The organism is Exiguobacterium sp. PHA03, assembly GCF_041945985.1.
Classification (GTDB): domain Bacteria; phylum Bacillota; class Bacilli; order Exiguobacteriales; family Exiguobacteriaceae; genus Exiguobacterium_A.
The window spans coordinates 1-17333 of the sequence record NZ_JAUTYQ010000004.1 but is presented as its reverse complement, the minus strand read 5'-3'; the positions used below and the strand labels follow the sequence as shown (position 1 = coordinate 17333).

17 protein-coding genes are annotated in these 17333 nt (G+C 47.0%); 11 read left to right on the top strand and 6 right to left on the bottom strand.

The features are described 5' to 3' along the window. Window positions 1–102: 102 nt before the first annotated feature. The 3 genes from Q7C19_RS13895 to Q7C19_RS13885 all read right to left on the bottom strand — a co-directional run bounded on the left by Q7C19_RS13895 (window position 103) and on the right by Q7C19_RS13885 (window position 2960). Entirely contained in the window at window positions 103–663 is a 561-nt protein-coding gene (locus Q7C19_RS13895) for a GNAT family N-acetyltransferase (protein ID WP_023467300.1), read from the bottom strand. Window positions 664–893: 230 nt separating this feature from the next. Further along, on the bottom strand, window positions 894–2033 hold the full coding sequence (locus tag Q7C19_RS13890; protein ID WP_035412712.1) for an amidohydrolase: 1140 nt from the start codon (window positions 2031–2033) through the stop codon (window positions 894–896). Between the two features lie 18 nt (window positions 2034–2051). Further along, window positions 2052–2960, bottom strand: coding sequence for a TIGR01777 family oxidoreductase (locus Q7C19_RS13885; protein WP_290775420.1), 909 nt, complete (start codon window positions 2958–2960; stop codon window positions 2052–2054). 133 nt (window positions 2961–3093) lie between these two features. Here Q7C19_RS13885 and Q7C19_RS13880 point away from each other — a divergent pair, with 133 nt between their 5' ends. From Q7C19_RS13880 to Q7C19_RS13860, 5 genes are all read left to right on the top strand, one after another. Continuing rightward, window positions 3094–3909 carry a RecX family transcriptional regulator gene (locus tag Q7C19_RS13880; protein ID WP_056063661.1) on the top strand — a complete coding sequence of 272 codons (816 nt, stop codon included), beginning with the start codon at window positions 3094–3096 and terminating at the stop codon, window positions 3907–3909. Window positions 3910–4230: 321 nt separating this feature from the next. Continuing rightward, the gene (locus Q7C19_RS13875) at window positions 4231–5958 is read left to right on the top strand and encodes an ABC transporter ATP-binding protein (protein WP_375092342.1); all 1728 of its coding nucleotides are present in this window, start codon (window positions 4231–4233) and stop codon (window positions 5956–5958) included. A gap of 14 nt (window positions 5959–5972) precedes the next feature. After that, window positions 5973–8033 (top strand): ABC transporter ATP-binding protein, encoded by a 2061-nt coding sequence (locus Q7C19_RS13870; RefSeq protein WP_375092341.1) that lies wholly within the window; start codon window positions 5973–5975, stop codon window positions 8031–8033. 60 nt (window positions 8034–8093) lie between these two features. Continuing rightward, window positions 8094–8414 (top strand): DUF1811 family protein, encoded by a 321-nt coding sequence (locus tag Q7C19_RS13865; protein WP_375092340.1) that lies wholly within the window; start codon window positions 8094–8096, stop codon window positions 8412–8414. Further along, window positions 8411–8683: a YfhJ family protein gene (locus tag Q7C19_RS13860; protein ID WP_023467307.1), complete on the top strand. Its 273-nt coding sequence runs from the start codon at window positions 8411–8413 to the stop codon at window positions 8681–8683. The genes Q7C19_RS13865 and Q7C19_RS13860 overlap by 4 nt, the downstream gene beginning before the upstream one ends. A gap of 45 nt (window positions 8684–8728) precedes the next feature. On the opposite strand, the gene Q7C19_RS13855 is transcribed toward Q7C19_RS13860, so the two are convergent. Beyond that, complete coding sequence (locus Q7C19_RS13855; protein ID WP_035412727.1) at window positions 8729–9712, bottom strand: metal-dependent hydrolase; 984 nt, start codon at window positions 9710–9712, stop codon at window positions 8729–8731. A gap of 103 nt (window positions 9713–9815) precedes the next feature. On the opposite strand from Q7C19_RS13855, the gene mutY reads away from it, so the two are divergent. The 4 genes from mutY (at window position 9816) to Q7C19_RS13835 (ending at window position 13740) form a co-directional block, all read left to right on the top strand. Then, window positions 9816–10832 carry an A/G-specific adenine glycosylase gene (mutY, locus tag Q7C19_RS13850; protein ID WP_375092339.1) on the top strand — a complete coding sequence of 339 codons (1017 nt, stop codon included), beginning with the start codon at window positions 9816–9818 and terminating at the stop codon, window positions 10830–10832. Next, window positions 10832–11257 carry an SRPBCC family protein gene (locus Q7C19_RS13845; RefSeq protein WP_035412732.1) on the top strand — a complete coding sequence of 142 codons (426 nt, stop codon included), beginning with the start codon at window positions 10832–10834 and terminating at the stop codon, window positions 11255–11257. The genes mutY and Q7C19_RS13845 overlap by 1 nt, the downstream gene beginning before the upstream one ends. A 116-nt stretch (window positions 11258–11373) precedes the next feature. Continuing rightward, window positions 11374–11916, top strand: coding sequence for a nucleoside tri-diphosphate phosphatase (gene ntdP / locus Q7C19_RS13840; protein ID WP_023467311.1), 543 nt, complete (start codon window positions 11374–11376; stop codon window positions 11914–11916). Window positions 11917–12006: 90 nt separating this feature from the next. Next, complete coding sequence (locus tag Q7C19_RS13835; RefSeq protein ID WP_035412790.1) at window positions 12007–13740, top strand: ABC transporter ATP-binding protein; 1734 nt, start codon at window positions 12007–12009, stop codon at window positions 13738–13740. Between the two features lie 49 nt (window positions 13741–13789). Here the strand turns inward: Q7C19_RS13835 and Q7C19_RS13830 are convergent, their stop codons facing one another. Then, window positions 13790–15088 (bottom strand): glutamate-1-semialdehyde 2,1-aminomutase, encoded by a 1299-nt coding sequence (locus Q7C19_RS13830; protein WP_375092338.1) that lies wholly within the window; start codon window positions 15086–15088, stop codon window positions 13790–13792. Between the two features lie 175 nt (window positions 15089–15263). Between Q7C19_RS13830 and perR the strand changes: the two genes are divergently transcribed. After that, window positions 15264–15686 carry a peroxide-responsive transcriptional repressor PerR gene (perR, locus tag Q7C19_RS13825; protein ID WP_369792039.1) on the top strand — a complete coding sequence of 141 codons (423 nt, stop codon included), beginning with the start codon at window positions 15264–15266 and terminating at the stop codon, window positions 15684–15686. Window positions 15687–15700: 14 nt separating this feature from the next. Here the strand turns inward: perR and Q7C19_RS13820 are convergent, their stop codons facing one another. Next, window positions 15701–16063 carry a DUF2614 family zinc ribbon-containing protein gene (locus Q7C19_RS13820; RefSeq protein WP_029340912.1) on the bottom strand — a complete coding sequence of 121 codons (363 nt, stop codon included), beginning with the start codon at window positions 16061–16063 and terminating at the stop codon, window positions 15701–15703. Window positions 16064–16177: 114 nt separating this feature from the next. Between Q7C19_RS13820 and Q7C19_RS13815 the strand changes: the two genes are divergently transcribed. Further along, window positions 16178–17047: a nucleotidyltransferase-like protein gene (locus Q7C19_RS13815; protein ID WP_035412741.1), complete on the top strand. Its 870-nt coding sequence runs from the start codon at window positions 16178–16180 to the stop codon at window positions 17045–17047. Window positions 17048–17333: the final 286 nt, after the last annotated feature.

Sequence of the window (17333 nt, the reverse complement as noted above, 5' to 3'; positions counted from 1 at the left end):
AGAAAAGGTTTCTTCCATAAAGATGAGTTTTCTTATTTATCATACCATTTCAAACTTTAGAAACGCATGCGTGGACACAAAAAAGCATGAGAGACAAGGCCCTCATGCTTCGAGTTGTTGGTGATCGTATAGTGTTTCGAGTTCCCGACCATGAATGTACATGTGGAAACTAGATTTTGAGACTTCATACAGCGTGAACTGTGTTTCGCCAGCATTCAATTGCTCAAGAAGCGCAGGGCGCAACTCATCCGCACAGAACGCATACGGCAATTTTTCAGCTGCTTTTTGTGACCGAATATTGCTTTTGCGAATTTTCATGAAGACACTCTCATATCCGAGCTCGAAGAACAGCTCAGAGAAGAAGGCTTCTTTCGCTAAATGATTGTATCCTTTACCATGATACGGTTTACCTAACCATGTACCGAGAAACCCATATTGTCCTTCGATATCGAGTAAACTAATCGTACCAATCGGTTGATCGAATTCATCTAGGATGGTACGTGATACGATTTCACCACGTTCTTCCTCTTCGATTGCCTGCTTTGTAGTAAACAGAAATTCATCAAAGTACCGTGTTTTTTGGCGGACGTACGGATATACGTCTTGATGCTGCATCAGTTCGAACAAATCAGCGCAGTCGCTCAGCTCCCGTTGCTTGAGCATACTTCCATTCCTCCTTTTAGGACCGCAAGAATGATTGTCGAAAGCTACCTGTCTGACTCGTTTGAACCGCGCATGGTATGCCTTCTTCAGTTGTCGGATAAGATAATATTACCTTCTTTTTTTAAAATTGCAAGAAAATAATTTTTGTGAAAAAAGATACAAAAACAAGATGTTTTCCGTAAGCGTCTAAAACCCCCGAAAGGTGCAAAAAACACCTGGCGGGGGTGGGATTAAGTCAAGTTCAGTTGAGCGTGTTCAAAAATGATTTTTCCATCAATCATCGTCATGAGCGGCTTCGCTAAATAGTCGAGTGGGAAGTGACTCCACAAGACGAGATCCGCGTCTTTTCCGACCTCGATCGATCCGACACGATCGTCCACACCGAGCGAACGGGCTGGATGAATCGTGATCGCGCGTAAGGCGACATCGACCGGTAGACCTTCTCGTGCGGCAAGACCAGCACAGAGGTTCAAGTATTGGACAGGCGTGTATGGATGATCGGTCGTAATCGAAATTTCAAGACCATGTTCGTGAAGAATCCGGTACGTTTCCCATGTCTTATTCTTCAGTTCGATTTTAGACTTTCGCGTAAAGGTTGGTCCGACCGTCACTTTTTCGATCGGTAATTGTTCCATCTCTTTTGCGACGAGATGACCTTCCGTACAATGTTCGATGCGTAAATCAAGATCAAACTCTTCCGCGAAACGAATGGCGGAAAGGATATCATCTGCTCGATGTGCATGTACACGAAGCGGCATCTTGTGATCGAGGACCCGTTTGATCATTTGATGGGCGAAGGTTTCGGAAACCGGTTGCGTTCGAACTTCAAGAAAGGCTTCGCGCAACATCCCCATGATGCCCATCCGTGTCAATTCACCGGCACGACCAGCACTATGGACACGCTTCGGGTTTTCACCGAGCGCCACCTTCAGACCCGCATACTTTCGAAGAATCATATCATCGATGAATCGTCCGTGCGTTTTGATGACACTCGTGACGCCACCGATGATGTTCATGCTGCCTGGCATGACTTGAACGGTCGTGATTCCGTGTTCGACAGCTTCCTTAAAGCCTTCATCCAGCGGATAGACGCCATCAATGGCACGTAGATGAGGAGTCATCGCGAAAATCGTCTCATTCGCATCATTTCCGACGGTTCCGGTACCTTCGTCATATAATCCGAGATGTGTATGGGCATCGATGAAACCGGGCAATAAAAAGTGACCTTCTGCTTCAATGACTTGATCGTCTTCTAAATGATCCAGTAATTCACCGATTTCAATGATTTTCCCATCACGAATGCGGATGTCCCCGTAAAAACTGTCCGAAGTAATCGGATAGATATGTGCATTTCGAATTAAGATATCCAAGTATCGTCCACCCCTGTACTAGTTTGAATGCTCGATTGCTCGTAATGCATCCTTTAGTTCAGCATACCGAAACTTGTATCCGTTTTCGAGCGCTTTTTTCGGGACAACACGAGCTCCTTCTAGTACAATCGTACTCTTTTCACCGAGTGCGAGTTCTAATGCGAAGCGTGGTGCCGGGAGCCAGTGTGGGCGATGTAAGACTTTTCCGATCGTCTGTCCGAAACGGCGCATCGTCTCCGGGTGAGGCGCAGTAATGTTCAGCGGTCCTTCGACTGTCGGAGTTTCAAGCGCGAATAGGAATAAATCGACTAAATCATCGATATGGACCCAGGAGACCCACTGTTTACCGTCGCCCATCGTCCCACCACCAAACAAAACATAAGGCAGACGCATTAACGGATAAGCGCCACCGGCTTTCGTCAAGACGACCCCGATTCGTGGATGGACGAGTCGAATGCCAGCGTCAGCAATCGGGCGTGCAAGGTCTTCCCACGCGACACAGACATGACTTAAGAAGTCAGCGGTCGGTGGGAGGGGATGATCTTCAGAGAAGGTTTGATGCCGATCTTGTCCGTAAATGCCAACCGCAGAAGCGGACAACACGACATTGGGTTTTTGATCGAGTGCTTCAACGATTCGGACGAGCTCCTTCGTCGTGCTGACGCGACTGTCGAGAATGACACGTTTACGTTCATCCGTCCAACGTCCGTCGTTGATCGAAGCACCGGCAAGATGAATGAAGGCATCGACGCCCGCTAAGTGCTGTTCCGGCTTTGCGTCTTTTGTCATCCACTTGATATATGTGATATGCGCATCGTTCGCTTTCGGATGACGCGTCAAGATAAAGATGTGATGTCCTTGATCTAATAAACGCTTCGTCAAGGCTTGACCAATCATACCGGTTCCACCGGTAATCGCAATGTTCATGTAATTCATCCTCCCTGAGATAAGTAAAAGTAGCTTCTTTCCATTTGTTCCCGTTCCATGGTTTCACTCAAACATAGACCTGCCTGTTCATGATATCGTAGAACTACCGAATCAAGTTAGGGGAGGGAACGACATGAAGATTAAACGGATCTCGACGCAGAAAAAGAACAGCGAACGATTCAATATCTATGTTGAGCGTGATGGTAAAGAGGAATATGCCTTTGCCGTAGACGTTGATATCTTAATTAAATACAATCTGCAACGCGATAAGGAACTCGATGACGACTTCGTCAAGGAAGTATTGACGGCTGAAGAACAGCAAAAAGCGTATCGTCTCTCATTGAATCATCTATCGTACCGCATGCGGGCGACGAGTGAAGTTGTCGCCTATTTAACAGAGAAAGAGACACCGGAGCATGCGATCAAACATGCGATCGAGCGATTGACAGAGCAACGCTATCTGGATGATCAACAGTTCGCACTTGCTTATACGGCAACGAAAAAAGCGACGACACCACAAGGACCTGGACGGATTCGCCGCGACCTTGAGGCATTGAAGATACCGAAGATAGCGATTGATGAAGCGATCGTGACGTTTACGGATGAAGAAGAATACGAAAAAGTCCTGAAGTTTTTGCGGCAAAAGCAAAAAGAGCTGCAACGGCGTTCCGTGCGGGAACTGACGCAAAAGCTACAGATGACACTCATGCAACGCGGTTTCTCGTCCGACTTGATCAAGGCGGGTATCGAAGAGGTGTTCCGAGCTGAAGAAGGGGACGAAGAAGAACAAGCGGCCCTTTATCAAGCACGCAAGTATTATCCGAAATACCGGCAACTTGAACCGTTCGAACGCGAACAGAAAGTGAAGCAAGCGCTCGTCCGAAAAGGATTTCCATACGGACTAGCGGCTCAAGTCCTTGAACAAGTCAAAGAAGAAGAGGTGGAATAATAAAAGCAAGACGAAAAATTGACAATTATCCGACAATTGTGCTATTCTACGCACAGACTAAGAAAAGGAGGAACCGTCCTATGAAAAAGCCAATTGGTTTCACTCATATCCAACAGCTGAATACGACGGAGACTCTTGAGCACGTATAAGTAATTCATTTCATGTGCGAGCAAGGGGATTCGTCTCCCGAGCGCGCAGACGAACAAGAATGGATCATGCCCATTTCAAGGCATACTGATTCTCGGACTGCATCCGGAAATCCGTATGCCTTTTTGCGTGCTCGGAAAAAGTACTTCATTTTACAGTAAAGGGGGGACCCTCATGCGTTTATTTAAGCAATTGAGTTGGTTTCTTAAAGAACACAAATCATCGTACCTCGTAGCAGTCGTCTTGTTAATCATCACCGGCTTCATCGATTTAACGCCACCGTGGCTGATCGGTAAGGTCATCGACGGTTTACGGTCGGGATCGATGGACCGGACGACACTTTTGCAGTATGTCGGCGGATTAACGGTCATCTCCATTGTGTCCTTCATCTTGACGTATCAATGGTTAGCGAAATTATTCGGAACGGCCTTTTTATTAGAACGGACGCTGCGGAGCCGCTTCTTTACGCACTTATTAAAACTGACGCCGACATTCTATCAAAAGAATCGGACGGGAGACTTGATGGCGCTCGCGACGAACGACTTAAAGGCGGTCGAGCGGACAGCCGGATTTGGTGTCTTGACGCTCGTCGACTCGTTGAACATGACAGCGATCACGCTTGTCGTCATGGGTGTCGCGATCGATTGGAAGCTGACGCTTGCTGCCTTGTTACCGATGCCGCTTCTCGCCTACGCGATGAATAAGCTCGGAAGTCAGATTCACGGGCGTTTCATCACGGCCCAGGATTCGTTCGGAACGATGAATGATCAGGTCGTCGAGTCGATTTCCGGACTGCGTGTCATTCGCTCGTTCGTCCAAGAACCAGTCGACGTTAAACGGTTCGACGATGTCACGACGGATGTTTTTAAGAAAAACATGCATGTCGCAAAAATCGATGTCTTATTTGAACCGATCATCAAGTTGCTCGTAGGGTTCAGTTACTTGATCGGCTTATCGTTCGGGACATATCTCGTCTTTACGAACGACATCACGCTCGGACAATTGGTCGCCTTTAACATCTATCTCGGGATGCTGATCTGGCCGATGTACGCCTTTGGTGAATTGATCAATGTCATCCAGCGCGGAACAGCAAGTCTTGATCGCTTAGAAGCAACGATGCGAGTCAAACCGTTGATTGCTTCGACACCGCGGAAACACGTCGATCGCCCTGAACGGATCGAGATGAACGATTTGACGTTTACGTATCCAGAGACAGCCCATCCGGTCTTACGAGATTTGAATATGACGATTGAACAAGGAACAACGATCGGTATCGTCGGACCAACGGGATCCGGGAAAACGACGTTCTTGCGTCAATTCTTACGTGAGTATCCAATCGGACGGGACATGTTGACAGTCAACGGCGTACCGTATGAAGATGTTGCGCTAGAGACGGTTCGCGGTTGGACGGGTTACGTCTCACAAGAACATTTACTGTTCTCAAAATCCGTCCGGGACAATATTCTATTCGGTGCAGGTGAAGCGACAGAAGAAGAATTGCAGGAAGCGATTCGTCTCGCATCGTTCGAAAAAGATATCGAGACGCTGGAGCAAGGACTTGAGACGATGGTCGGTGAACGTGGCGTTACGTTGTCGGGAGGACAAAAGCAACGTCTGTCAATCGCGCGGGCGATGTTAAAAAAACCAGAGTTGCTGTTGCTGGATGATTCATTATCAGCGGTAGACGCGAAAACGGAATCACATATCATCGATTCAATTCGATCGAATCGCCACCAATCGACGACATTAATTGTTGCCCATCGCTTATCGGCAGTGGCACATGCGGACGAAATCATCGTCTTGCAAGACGGAATGATTTCTGAACGAGGAACACATGACAGCCTGATGGCACAAAATGGCTGGTACGCTCAACAATTCGAGCGACAAAGTGAAGAAATGTAAGGAGGTGCCTTTGCATGAATGAATTGGAATTATATCAACTCGATCCGGCACGTCGGAAGACGACGATCCGTTCGTTGATCCGCTATGCGATGCATGAGAAACAAGCGATCTTCTTAGGATTGTTTCTACTCGTACTGGCAGTCGGTGCGGAATTGACAGGTCCGTATATCGCGAAAGTCATCATCGATGAACATATCGTAGCGATTGAAAAGGACTGGGTCGAAGTTAAAGCAGACGGTGCGGTCACGTATGACGGTCGTCAGTTCGCCAAAGCACAGGATGTCTCGAAAAGTCAGATCGTTCGATCCGTCTCGATCGTCCAAACGACCAACGGCTACTTTTTCGTACCAAAACAAGTCGTCAGTGGGGGAGAGCGGAAAATCAGTGGAAATACGATGACGGTCACGCGTGGAGACAATGTGTACACGTATGATAATATTCAAAAACTGACACAAGGACAGGTCTATGATTTTTATTCAAAGGACTTAAAAGCAATCGGCTGGTTGTCCTTGATCTATGTTCTTTTGCTACTTGCAGCAGCTGGTTTGAACTGGATTCAACAAATCTTGCTCCAGCGATCTGCTCATAAAATCATCAAACGGATGCGGCTTGATGTCTTTACGCATCTGCAACGGTTACCGGTTCGTTATTTCGACCAGACGCCAATCGGAAAAATCGTCAGTCGCGTCACGAATGATACGGAAACGATTCGCGATTTATATCTCGGTGTGCTCGCCCGAGTCTTCTCAGGGATCATCACGATGGCAGGGATTCTCGTCGCGATGTTCTTCCTCGATTATCGCTTAGGACTTGTTTCGCTGATCATCATTCCGATCGTCTATTTCTGGATTCAGCTGTTCCAGAAACTCGCGACGAAGAATAACTTCAAGGTTCGCTCCCTCGTTGCCGACATGAATGGTCAACTGAATGAGAACATCCAGACGATGCCGATCATTCAGGCTTATGCACGTGAGAAGGAAGTTCTTGCTGAATTCGAACAAAAGAATGAAGAGAACTATCAGACACGGGCAAAGTTGTTACGACTTGATGCCTTGATGTCACACAACTTATCCTACTTTTTGAAAAACTTGACGCTCGCCTTGTTGATTTGGGTCGTCGGCGGAAAAAGTCTGACGAATGGATCGTTTTTATCACTCGGGATCTTATATGCGTATATCGATTACGTGTCCCGTTTATTCGAACCGGTCACTCAAATCATGAATCAGCTGTCACCGCTACAACAAGCGCTCGTGTCAGCGGACCGAATGTTCCAGTTGCTCGACGAAAAGGGCGAGCCGGTCGAACAAGGGCGCGTTGCTCGGTTTAAAGGAGCGGTATCCTTCAAAGACGTCGAATTCAGTTACGAAGCGGGAAATCCCGTATTACGTGAAATTCAAATCGATGCTCGTCCTGGCGCGACGATTGCCCTCGTCGGTCATACGGGTAGCGGGAAAAGCTCCATCATGAACCTACTGATGCGTTTCTATGATCCTTCAAAAGGACAGTTATTGATTGATGGACAGGACGTGACGACTTTACCGAAACAAGCGGTCCGTGAACATATGGGCATCGTCTTACAGGATCCGTTCCTCTTCACGGGAACGATTCGTTCGAACATCACACTCGGTAATCCTGATATTTCCGAAGAACGGGTACGACAAGCGATCGAAGCCGTCGGCGCGGATCGATTCATTAATCGTTTACCAAACGGACTCGATGAACCGGTCATCGAAAAAGGTGCTACGTTATCAGCGGGTGAACGACAGTTGATCAGCTTTGCTCGTGCACTGGCGTTCGACCCTGCGATCCTAGTTCTTGACGAAGCGACAGCGAGTGTTGACTCGGAAACCGAAGCGGTCATTCAAGAGGCTTTGTTGACGTTGACGAAAGGGCGAACGACGTTCATCATTGCGCACCGCTTATCGACGATCAAGGATGCGGACGAGATTCTTGTTCTCGATCATGGTCAGATCGTCGAGCGAGGACCACATGATGTACTCCTCGCGATGTCCGGAATTTATGCGAAAATGTATGCGTTACAAAGTAAGCGGAATCTAGAATTGAAATCAAGCTAATCCATCCAGTTTCTCCTCCTTTTCGTTTATACTGAAAAACGAAGAGGAGGAGTTTTTGTAATGGAGACACGGATGAGTCAATTATCGAAATACGAGCTTGAGATGTTGATCACGAAATTAAGTGAACAAAAACGAAAAGCGGAGCAACATGGGAATGTCAGTGAAGTGGAGGTCGTAACGCGAAAAATCGCCATTGCGAAAAGTTATTTGATCGATCCGAAACGATTCGAACGGGGAGTCTTTTACCGAATCGAAGGAGAAGAGGCACGATTTGAGTTACACTTCGTCAATGGCGTCATGGGTTGGGGACATTTTGAAGGAACGGCTCAGGAAGTCGCGATTCCGCTCGCGTTATTCACAGGAGAGGGAGAACAGACATGACGAATCGAGAACAAGCCCTTCAGCAACTGGCTGAAGAATTATTACAAGTGAATGAAGTATTAACCCCGGAAGAAGCACTGACGTGGGTCGAAGTGCTGTGGGAAGATTTCGAAGCGACACTCGCGCGCGCAGGTGAGAAATATCAAGGTGAAGCCGTTGCGGTTCATTTTGTCGAGCAGCAGATCAAACAGCATGGGGCAATGTTACACCGGTTTAATACGACGAACGAAAAATTCAAGCATTTGATGACAGGTCGAAACGTCGAATGAAAAAAGCTCCGCACATCGGGATTTCCGTTGCGCGGAGCTTTGTCTTTATAATGCAGGGATGAACAGTTTTTTCTGCAAGGTCCGTTCGCTAAACACCCAGCCGGTATAGGAGCTGACGATCTCTTGTGTGGCAGCGTCGATTCTGACGACGGCAACGAATGGATAGACTTCCTTCGTGAAGTAACGCAGGTTGGTGAAGCGGTATTCGACAATGCCATCCTTTCGTGAGACCGTATACGTATGAATCTTCGAAAACTCAAGAAACGCTTGCAAGTCCGCGTTTTGTTTGACGATTTCGTACAAGGCGTCACCGTGTGGTTCGTCCTTGATCCGGAAGTTTCCGCATTCGACGACGGTTCCACTGTTAATCTTAACGACGGAATACTCATCGCGTAAACGTGCCGCGACATGCCATTCATCCCATTTCATGCCAGGGGAGATGAACAGTTTATGCGCACCGCGATAATAGCGGGCTGCGGTCGCGAGGGCATCGTTTCGTAACTTGAATTGAACAGCGTAGTAGATGATGACGATAGCAATTAAAATCGGGAAGATGACGATCGTCGCTCGCGTTAGTAGCCAAATCCCGAACGCGGCATAATACATCGTGAACAGATATGGATCAAATGTATTGATGACACCCCAACCGATCCAGGATTTTTTGAACGGGTGTAAGGCTTGTGTGCCGTAAGCGTTAAACAGATCGACGAAGACATGAAGAGCGACAGCGATCTGTGCCATCAGCCATAATGAAGTCGGAGGTACACCGAATAACGTGCCGATGACGATCGAAAGTAATAATGGCCAAGCGAGCAAAGCGATCAAACCGTGTGATTTTCCGCGATGTTGGCGCAAGTAGGCGCTGTTTCCTTTAAATTTAAAGACAGTATCGAAGTCCGGTGCGTGTGAGCCGACGAGCGCTGTCGTCGTCACGGCAGCAAACAGCGTCGTGCTCGCTGCGACGTCAGGGTGTAGCGTCGAGATGGCGGCGAGACAAAGTCCCATGCCAATATGCGTACCAGTATCCAATGCGAATTCGCTCCTTCTATGAAATCGTGATGGTGAATCCATCGTGGTTCTGCCGAGTAATTTTTAATTAATATATCGTATTTAAGAGAAAAGAGGTAACCTTTTGACTGTCGTTCAAGAATATTTCACAAACTTTAATAAAACACAATTTACCACAGAACTGATTGCCTGGTTCCTTCGTGAACAGCGAGATCTCCCATGGCGAAAAACCAAAAATCCGTATCATATCTGGATTAGTGAAATCATGCTCCAACAAACGCGCGTCGATACAGTCATTCCGTATTATGAGCGCTTCACGAAACGTTTTCCGACACCGCATGATTTAGCAGAAGCGGATCAAAGTGAAGTCCTAAAGCACTGGGAGGGCTTAGGGTACTATTCCCGTGTCAAGAACCTTCAAATCGCGGTTCAAGAAGTTGTTGAAAAATATGATGGAATCGTGCCCGATGAAAAGGAATTGTTCAGTCAGCTGAAAGGCGTCGGTCCATACACGACAGGAGCGGTTCTATCGATTGCTTATGGACAAGCAGAACCAGCAGTAGACGGAAATGTGATGCGCGTTCTTTCGCGTGTGCTTGGAATCTATGAGGATATCGCTGCACCGAAGACGCGGAAATTGTTTGAAGCGGCGGTGCATCAATTGATTGATCCGGCTGATCCGTCCAGTTTCAATCAAGGTCTGATGGAACTCGGGGCGATGGTCTGTACGCCGAAGTCACCGATGTGTGGACTCTGTCCTGTTCAAGACGTTTGTTTCGCATACGACCGAAATGCACAGGAAGAATTGCCTGTGAAGACGAAGAAAGGAAAGACGCAAATTATTCCATATGATGCTCTTGTTTATGAAGCAGACGGAAAAATCGCAATTGAACAACGGGCGGAGACCGGTTTGCTTGCTGGCATGTGGCAATACCCACTTCGAGAAGCAGAAGAAGAGCGTGACGGAACGCTTATCGGACATGTTCGACACATCTTTTCGCACCGGATTTGGGAGATTGCTGTCTATCGCGTGACGGAACAGCCGGACCAGACGATACTAGTTGATCAGGAAACGTATGCGACGCATCCGATATCTGTCGCCCAAATGAAGATTGATCGACTATTAAAGGGGGAGATCTAATGCATACTTTTCGATTTGAGACGCGTGTCGATACATCAAAGAAGCAAGCGTGGGATTTTTTAAGTGATGCCAAGGCATTGAGTCGATTGACGGTATTTCCGCAAGTGAAGACGTCGGGTGATACACGGACGCGAGCCGGGAATACGATTCGTCTACGTGTCGGAGTTTCACCACTATTTGTCTCGTGGACGTCTTGGATTCCTTTCGTAGAAGAATATGTCTTCGTCGATGTTGGTACAAAAGTGCCGTATCCGTTTCGTGCCTGGTGCCACGTGCACCGAGTCGAAGAACGTGAATCTGGCGTCTATTTCATGGATGAAGTGACGTATGCCTCCTTCTTACCAGCCTTCGTCATTGAAGCATTCATCTTGAAACCGATGTTCAAACAGCGAAAAAATGCGATTTTGAATCACTTTCAAGGCTGAATTCCGTCATTTTTCTGAAAAAATACCCTTTCGTTTTTCATGTGTTCTGAAAATGGGTATAATAAGCACGAGAGTATAACAGAATGGAAGAAAAACGCTTTAGAAAGGAGTAGCACATGAGTCGATTCCCAAAAGAAAGTAGCAAGATTGAGATTCAAAGTTTCAAACATAACGGGAGCTTACACAGAGTTTGGGAAGAAACGCTCGTGCTGAAATCGACGGAAGAAGAATTGATTGGGTTCAATGATCGCATCATGGTCAGTGAATCGGATGGTCGTCAGTGGCGAACGCGAGAGCCTGCAATCTGTTATTTTTCAACAGAACTCTGGTTCAATGTCATTTGCATGATTCGGGAGGATGGCATTTATTACTACTGTAACCTCGGATCCCCTTCTACGTTCGATGAGAAAGATCGAGCAGTCAAGTACATTGATTATGATTTAGATATCAAAGTATATCCGGATATGTCCTACATGATCCTCGATGAGGACGAATATGAGAAACATCGCCGCGAGATGAATTATCCGAAGGCGATCGATCGTATTTTGAAAGACAATGTCCAAATCCTGATCCAGTGGATTCGTAGTCGCAAGGGTCCATTTAACCCGGCTTTTGTGGATATGTGGTATCGTGAATATGAAACAAGATATCGGAGATGATGGTTCGCCATCGTCTTTTTTTAGTTGAAGGAAGTGAAACATGTGGCAACACAAGCAAAACGTAAGAAACAAGGCTCGATTCGTCGGTATATGGCGTTCGTCAAGCCGTATCAAAAACAGATCCTCTTGACGGTCTTCGTCGGGATCATCAAGTTCTCGATCCCACTCGGACTTCCATTGTTGTATAAGTACATCATCGACCATATCCTAACTGGGAACACGATGCCGATGGCTGAAAAAAGTAAGCAATTGGCATATTTGATCGGAGCAGGTGTCTTCATCTTCTTGATCGTCAAGCCGCCGCTTGAATACGTTCGCCAATATCTCGCACAATGGTCAGCGTCGAAGATTCTATTTGACGTACGGAACCGATTATTTGATCATGTTCAGAAATTATCGCTTCGTTTTTATTCGAACACAAAAACGGGGGAAGTCATTTCGCGAATCATCAATGATGTCGAGCAGACGAAAGACTTCGTCGTCACGGGATTAATGAATCTGTGGCTCGATATGATCACGATTTTCATCGCGATCGCCATCATGTGGACGATTGATCCGAAGTTGACGCTTATCGCGATCATTCCTTTACCCTTCTACGCCCTCGCCGTTAAGTTCTTTTACGGGCGTTTACGTGGATTGACACGGGAACGCTCGGCAGCCCTTGCGGAGCTACAAGGTCATTTGACGGAGCGGGTCAACGGGATGGCAGTCATCCGTAGTTTTGCACTGGAACCACACGAAAACAAAGCGTTCAAACATCAAAATGATGGGTTCTTAAAAGCAGCGCTTCGTCAAACGAACTGGAATGCGCGGACATACGTCGTCGTATCGACGATTACGGACTTCGCACCAATCCTGATCTTCGGAACGGCGGCGTTCTTCGTCTTGAACAATCAAGTGACACTCGGGACGATGGTCGCGTTCATTGGTTATATCGACCGTCTGTATGCACCGCTCGGTCGTCTCGTCAACTCCTCAACGACGTTGACACAGTCGATTGCCTCGATGGACCGGATGTTCGAGTTTTTAGATGAGCCGTACGACATTACGGAAAAACCGAATGCGCGCGAACCGAAAGATGTCCGCGGAAACGTTCAATTTGAAAACATCAGTTTCGCTTATGAAGAAGGCGGCGAGCTGGCGATCGATCGCTTGACGCTTGACGTTCAGGCAGGCGAACGGATTGCTTTCGTCGGGATGTCAGGTGGCGGGAAATCAACGCTCGTCAGTTTGATTCCGCGTTTTTATGATGTGTCTGCCGGTCGGATCACGCTTGACGGTGTTGATATTCGTGACTTGAAGTTGCGAGGTCTTCGCGATCAGATCGGGATGGTCATGCAGGAATCGATTCTATTTAGTGAGTCGGTCCAAATGAACATCAAGATGGGGAATCCGGACGCGACGGACGAGGAAGTCATCGCAGCAGCAAAAGCAGCGAATGCCCACGAATTCATCGAACGATTACCGAACGGTTATCATACGCCGGTCGGTGAACGAGGCGTCAAGTTATCGGGTGGTCAAAAACAACGTCTTGCGATTGCGCGGGTCTTCTTGAAGAATCCGCCGATTCTAATCTTGGATGAGGCGACGAGTGCGCTCGATTTAGAGAGCGAAGCGATGATTCAAGATTCGTTAGCGCGTCTTGCAAAAGGGCGGACAACGTTTACTGTCGCGCACCGTTTATCAACGATTACCGATGCCGATAAGATCGTCGTCATTGAAAATGGTCAGATTACGGAAATTGGCACACACGAAGTTCTCATGCAAAAACGAGGCGCTTATTTTGAACTGTATGCCATTCAAAATCTGGAACTCGTCGAATAACAAAAAAGCAGCGCCCCTTGCGAGGGCGCTGCTTTTTTAGTGAAGAGACTTAAAGTCGAGCAAAGGCACGATTGACTGCTGCGATCGTCTCCTTGATGTCGGCTTCCGTATGTTCTGTCGTCAGGAACCACGCTTCGTATTTCGAAGGAGCGAGGTTGACGCCTTCTTCTAGCATCAATTTGAAGAAACGTCCGAACATCTCGCTATCTGCACGTTCTGCACCATCGTAATCGATGACTGTTTCATCCGTGAAGTAGACCGTCATGGCACCTTTTAGACGGTTGATCGTAATCGTGACGTCATGACGTTTTGCTGCTTCCAGTACACCTTGTTCGAGTAAGGCACCGAGGTGATCAAGTTTTTCATAGACACCAGGCTGCTCAAGTAATTCAAGACAAGCGATACCGGCGGCCATCGATGCTGGGTTACCTGCCATCGTTCCCGCTTGATAAGCCGGACCGAGTGGCGCGACGTGTTCCATGATTTCCTTGCGACCGCCATAAGCACCAATCGGTAAACCACCACCGATGATTTTGCCGAGCGCCGTCATATCAGGGCGGATATCGAGTAACTCTTGTGCACTGCCGTACGTGAAACGGAAGGCTGTGATGACTTCATCATAGATGACGAGTGCGCCGTGAGCATGCGTAATTTCGTTGACTGCAGCAAGGAATCCAGGTTGCGGTTCGACGATACCGAAGTTTCCGACGATCGGTTCAACGAGTACACAAGCGACTTGATCGCCCCATTGCTCCATGATTTGACGGTACGATTCGATATCATTGAACGGTGTCGTGATGACTTCTTTTGCCGTCGCTTTCGTGACACCAGCTGAATCGGGAGAACCAAGTGTCGCCGGTCCGCTACCTGCTGCAATCAGCATCAAATCCGAGTGACCGTGGTAACAGCCACTGAACTTCACGACGAGCTCACGACCCGTATACGCTCGTGCGACACGAATCGTCGTCATGACGGCTTCGGTTCCCGAGTTCGTAAAGCGTACTTTTTCAAGCGATGGGATCGCTTTTTGTAGTTTATGTGCAAAGTCGATTTCTAGACGGTGTGGTGTGCCGTAAAGAAGACCGTTTTGAGCAGCATGGGTGATCGCTTCCGTAATGTGAGGGTGACCGTGTCCCGTGATGATCGGACCATAGGCTGCTAAGTAATCGATATAACGATTGCCATCGACATCATAAAAGTAAGCACCTTCTCCGCGTTCCATATAGACAGGTGCGCCGCCACCGACGGCTTTGAATGAACGGGATGGGCTGTTAACGCCACCAACGATACACTCTTGTGCGATTTCATATAACGCCTCTGAAGTAGGACGTGTAGTGTGGGTAGACATGAGGATTCCTCCAATCGATGATTCGTGAAAAATATCACGATATGATTGTATCATGGACGTCAAATCCGGTGCAGAGCCGTTGACGGAATGCCTATTTGTAGGTAGACTAATTATAAAGATTACAATCTGATAATCAATGAAAGATAGAAATGAGGGGATGGACGTGGCTAACGAAATGCTGGATGACGCCGTGAAGTCACTTCGGGAATCAGGCGTTCGAATGACACCACAACGTCACGCGATTTTGGAATATTTAACGACGGGACACACGCATCCGACAGCGGATGAGATTTATCGTGCACTCGAACATCGATTTCCAAATATGAGTGTGGCGACTGTATATAATAACTTACGCGTGTTTCGAGAAAAAGGAATCGTTGAGGAAATGAATTACGGAGACGCTTCAAGTCGCTTCGACTTCGTTACGACACGCCATTACCACATGATCTGTGAAAATTGCGGAAAGATCGTTGACTTCAACTATCCTGTGCTCGATGATGTCGAAACGGTTGCGGCGCACTTAACAGGCTTTAAAGTCGATCGTCACCGATTAGAAGTGTACGGAACTTGCCCGGACTGTCAATCGAATGTCCAATAAAAAAACGAGCTGCCTTAGCGGGGAGCTCGTTTATTGTGTTTATTATATTTTTCATCGAATTCTTTACCTTCAAGAGATGGATCCATCGTCAGTGGTTCATCGCAATGCATACATAAGTCGACGCGACCAAGGACTTTTGTTTCTTTTCCACAGTTCGGACAAGTGACGACAGCTGCCTTCGTTGATGTCAGACCAATCAAGAAATAGAGTGCCGTACTGGCGAGGACCATAACGAAACCGAGAAGCATGAGTAAGACCATGATGATCTCGAATTGTTTGAGTAATAGACCGCCATACATGACGAGCATCCCACCGAAGACGAGAAACATAGCTAAGTTTCGCGCGCGGTTTATTTTATTTTTACGTTGTTTTTTCAAGTGAATTCCCCCTGTTGTCAGTCTAGCATAAGATGCGGGATTGCCTGAAGAAGGAAAGCTTGTTTTTTTGTCGAAAATGGTAACGACGAGTTCGTATAGAAGGGTGAGAAGTACATGGAACAAGCAACACGAACGATTTATTCGGAGTACGCGGCTTATCGTGAAACACAAGGGATCATTGCTGTTGAGAAACGGCAACCACGGGATTCCCTGACGGATCAATTTGATACACTTCTTGTCGTCATCACGAGAGACCCAGAAGTCGAGTGGACGATCAAACATTATCGACTGAATACACTAAAGGTGTCGTTACACCTCGTACATGAAGATGTGTTATCACGCTGGATTTTATTAAATGCCAATCGACGCGCGATTCACTGGATTGCTGAAGGGACGATCGTATTCGAACGAAACGATTACTTAGTTGACTTAAAAAGACAACTACTCGATTTTCCTGATGAGGAACGACATTTACAGATGACGATTTCCTTTGCTAAATTGTTGCGTCGTTTCCAAGATGGAAGAAACTTGTTTAGTCGCGGACATCATTATGATGCCTATACACATGTCCATCATGCGTTGCATCACCTGGCACGGTTATCCGTCCTCGAAAAAGGAAAACATCCTGAAACGGTCGTTTGGGAACAGGCGCGACTCGATGACCCGGATGTCTATAAACTATACGAGCAATTATTGATGAGTGAAGAGACACTAGATCAACGTATTCATCTTGCTTTGATTGGGCTTGAGCACCTTTTGCAGTCCAAAGTTTTATCGGGAGGACGCTATTTATTCGAAATTATGCGTGAACGGACGGATCCTTGGACGATGTACGAATTGATGGAAGAAGAACGATTGCAAGAAGTTAAAGTAGATTTGAGCAGCTTAATCGATTTCTTCATGCGAAAAGGTTTGATTCGTATCTCATATCAAACGACTAAAGGGGCGGGAGTCGAACTCGTGACGTATGAGCCGGTCGTATGACGATCGGCTTTACTTTTTCTTAGAATTGTTTTTGCTATATATAGAAGAAAAAAGATTTCAAAAGTTTTTTTAGAAAAACTATTGACGGTATTATACCGAGATAGTATATTAATACATGTCGACAGGGCAACACGCGCTGGACGGTGACAAGAAAGAAAAAAGATTTCAAAAAAGGATTGACGCTTAAGTTATTCCGTGATATCTTATTAAAGTCGCTGAAAACGACACGACGAACTTTGAAAACTGAACGATGAGGCAAAAATCGTATTCTACGGAATACAAACAT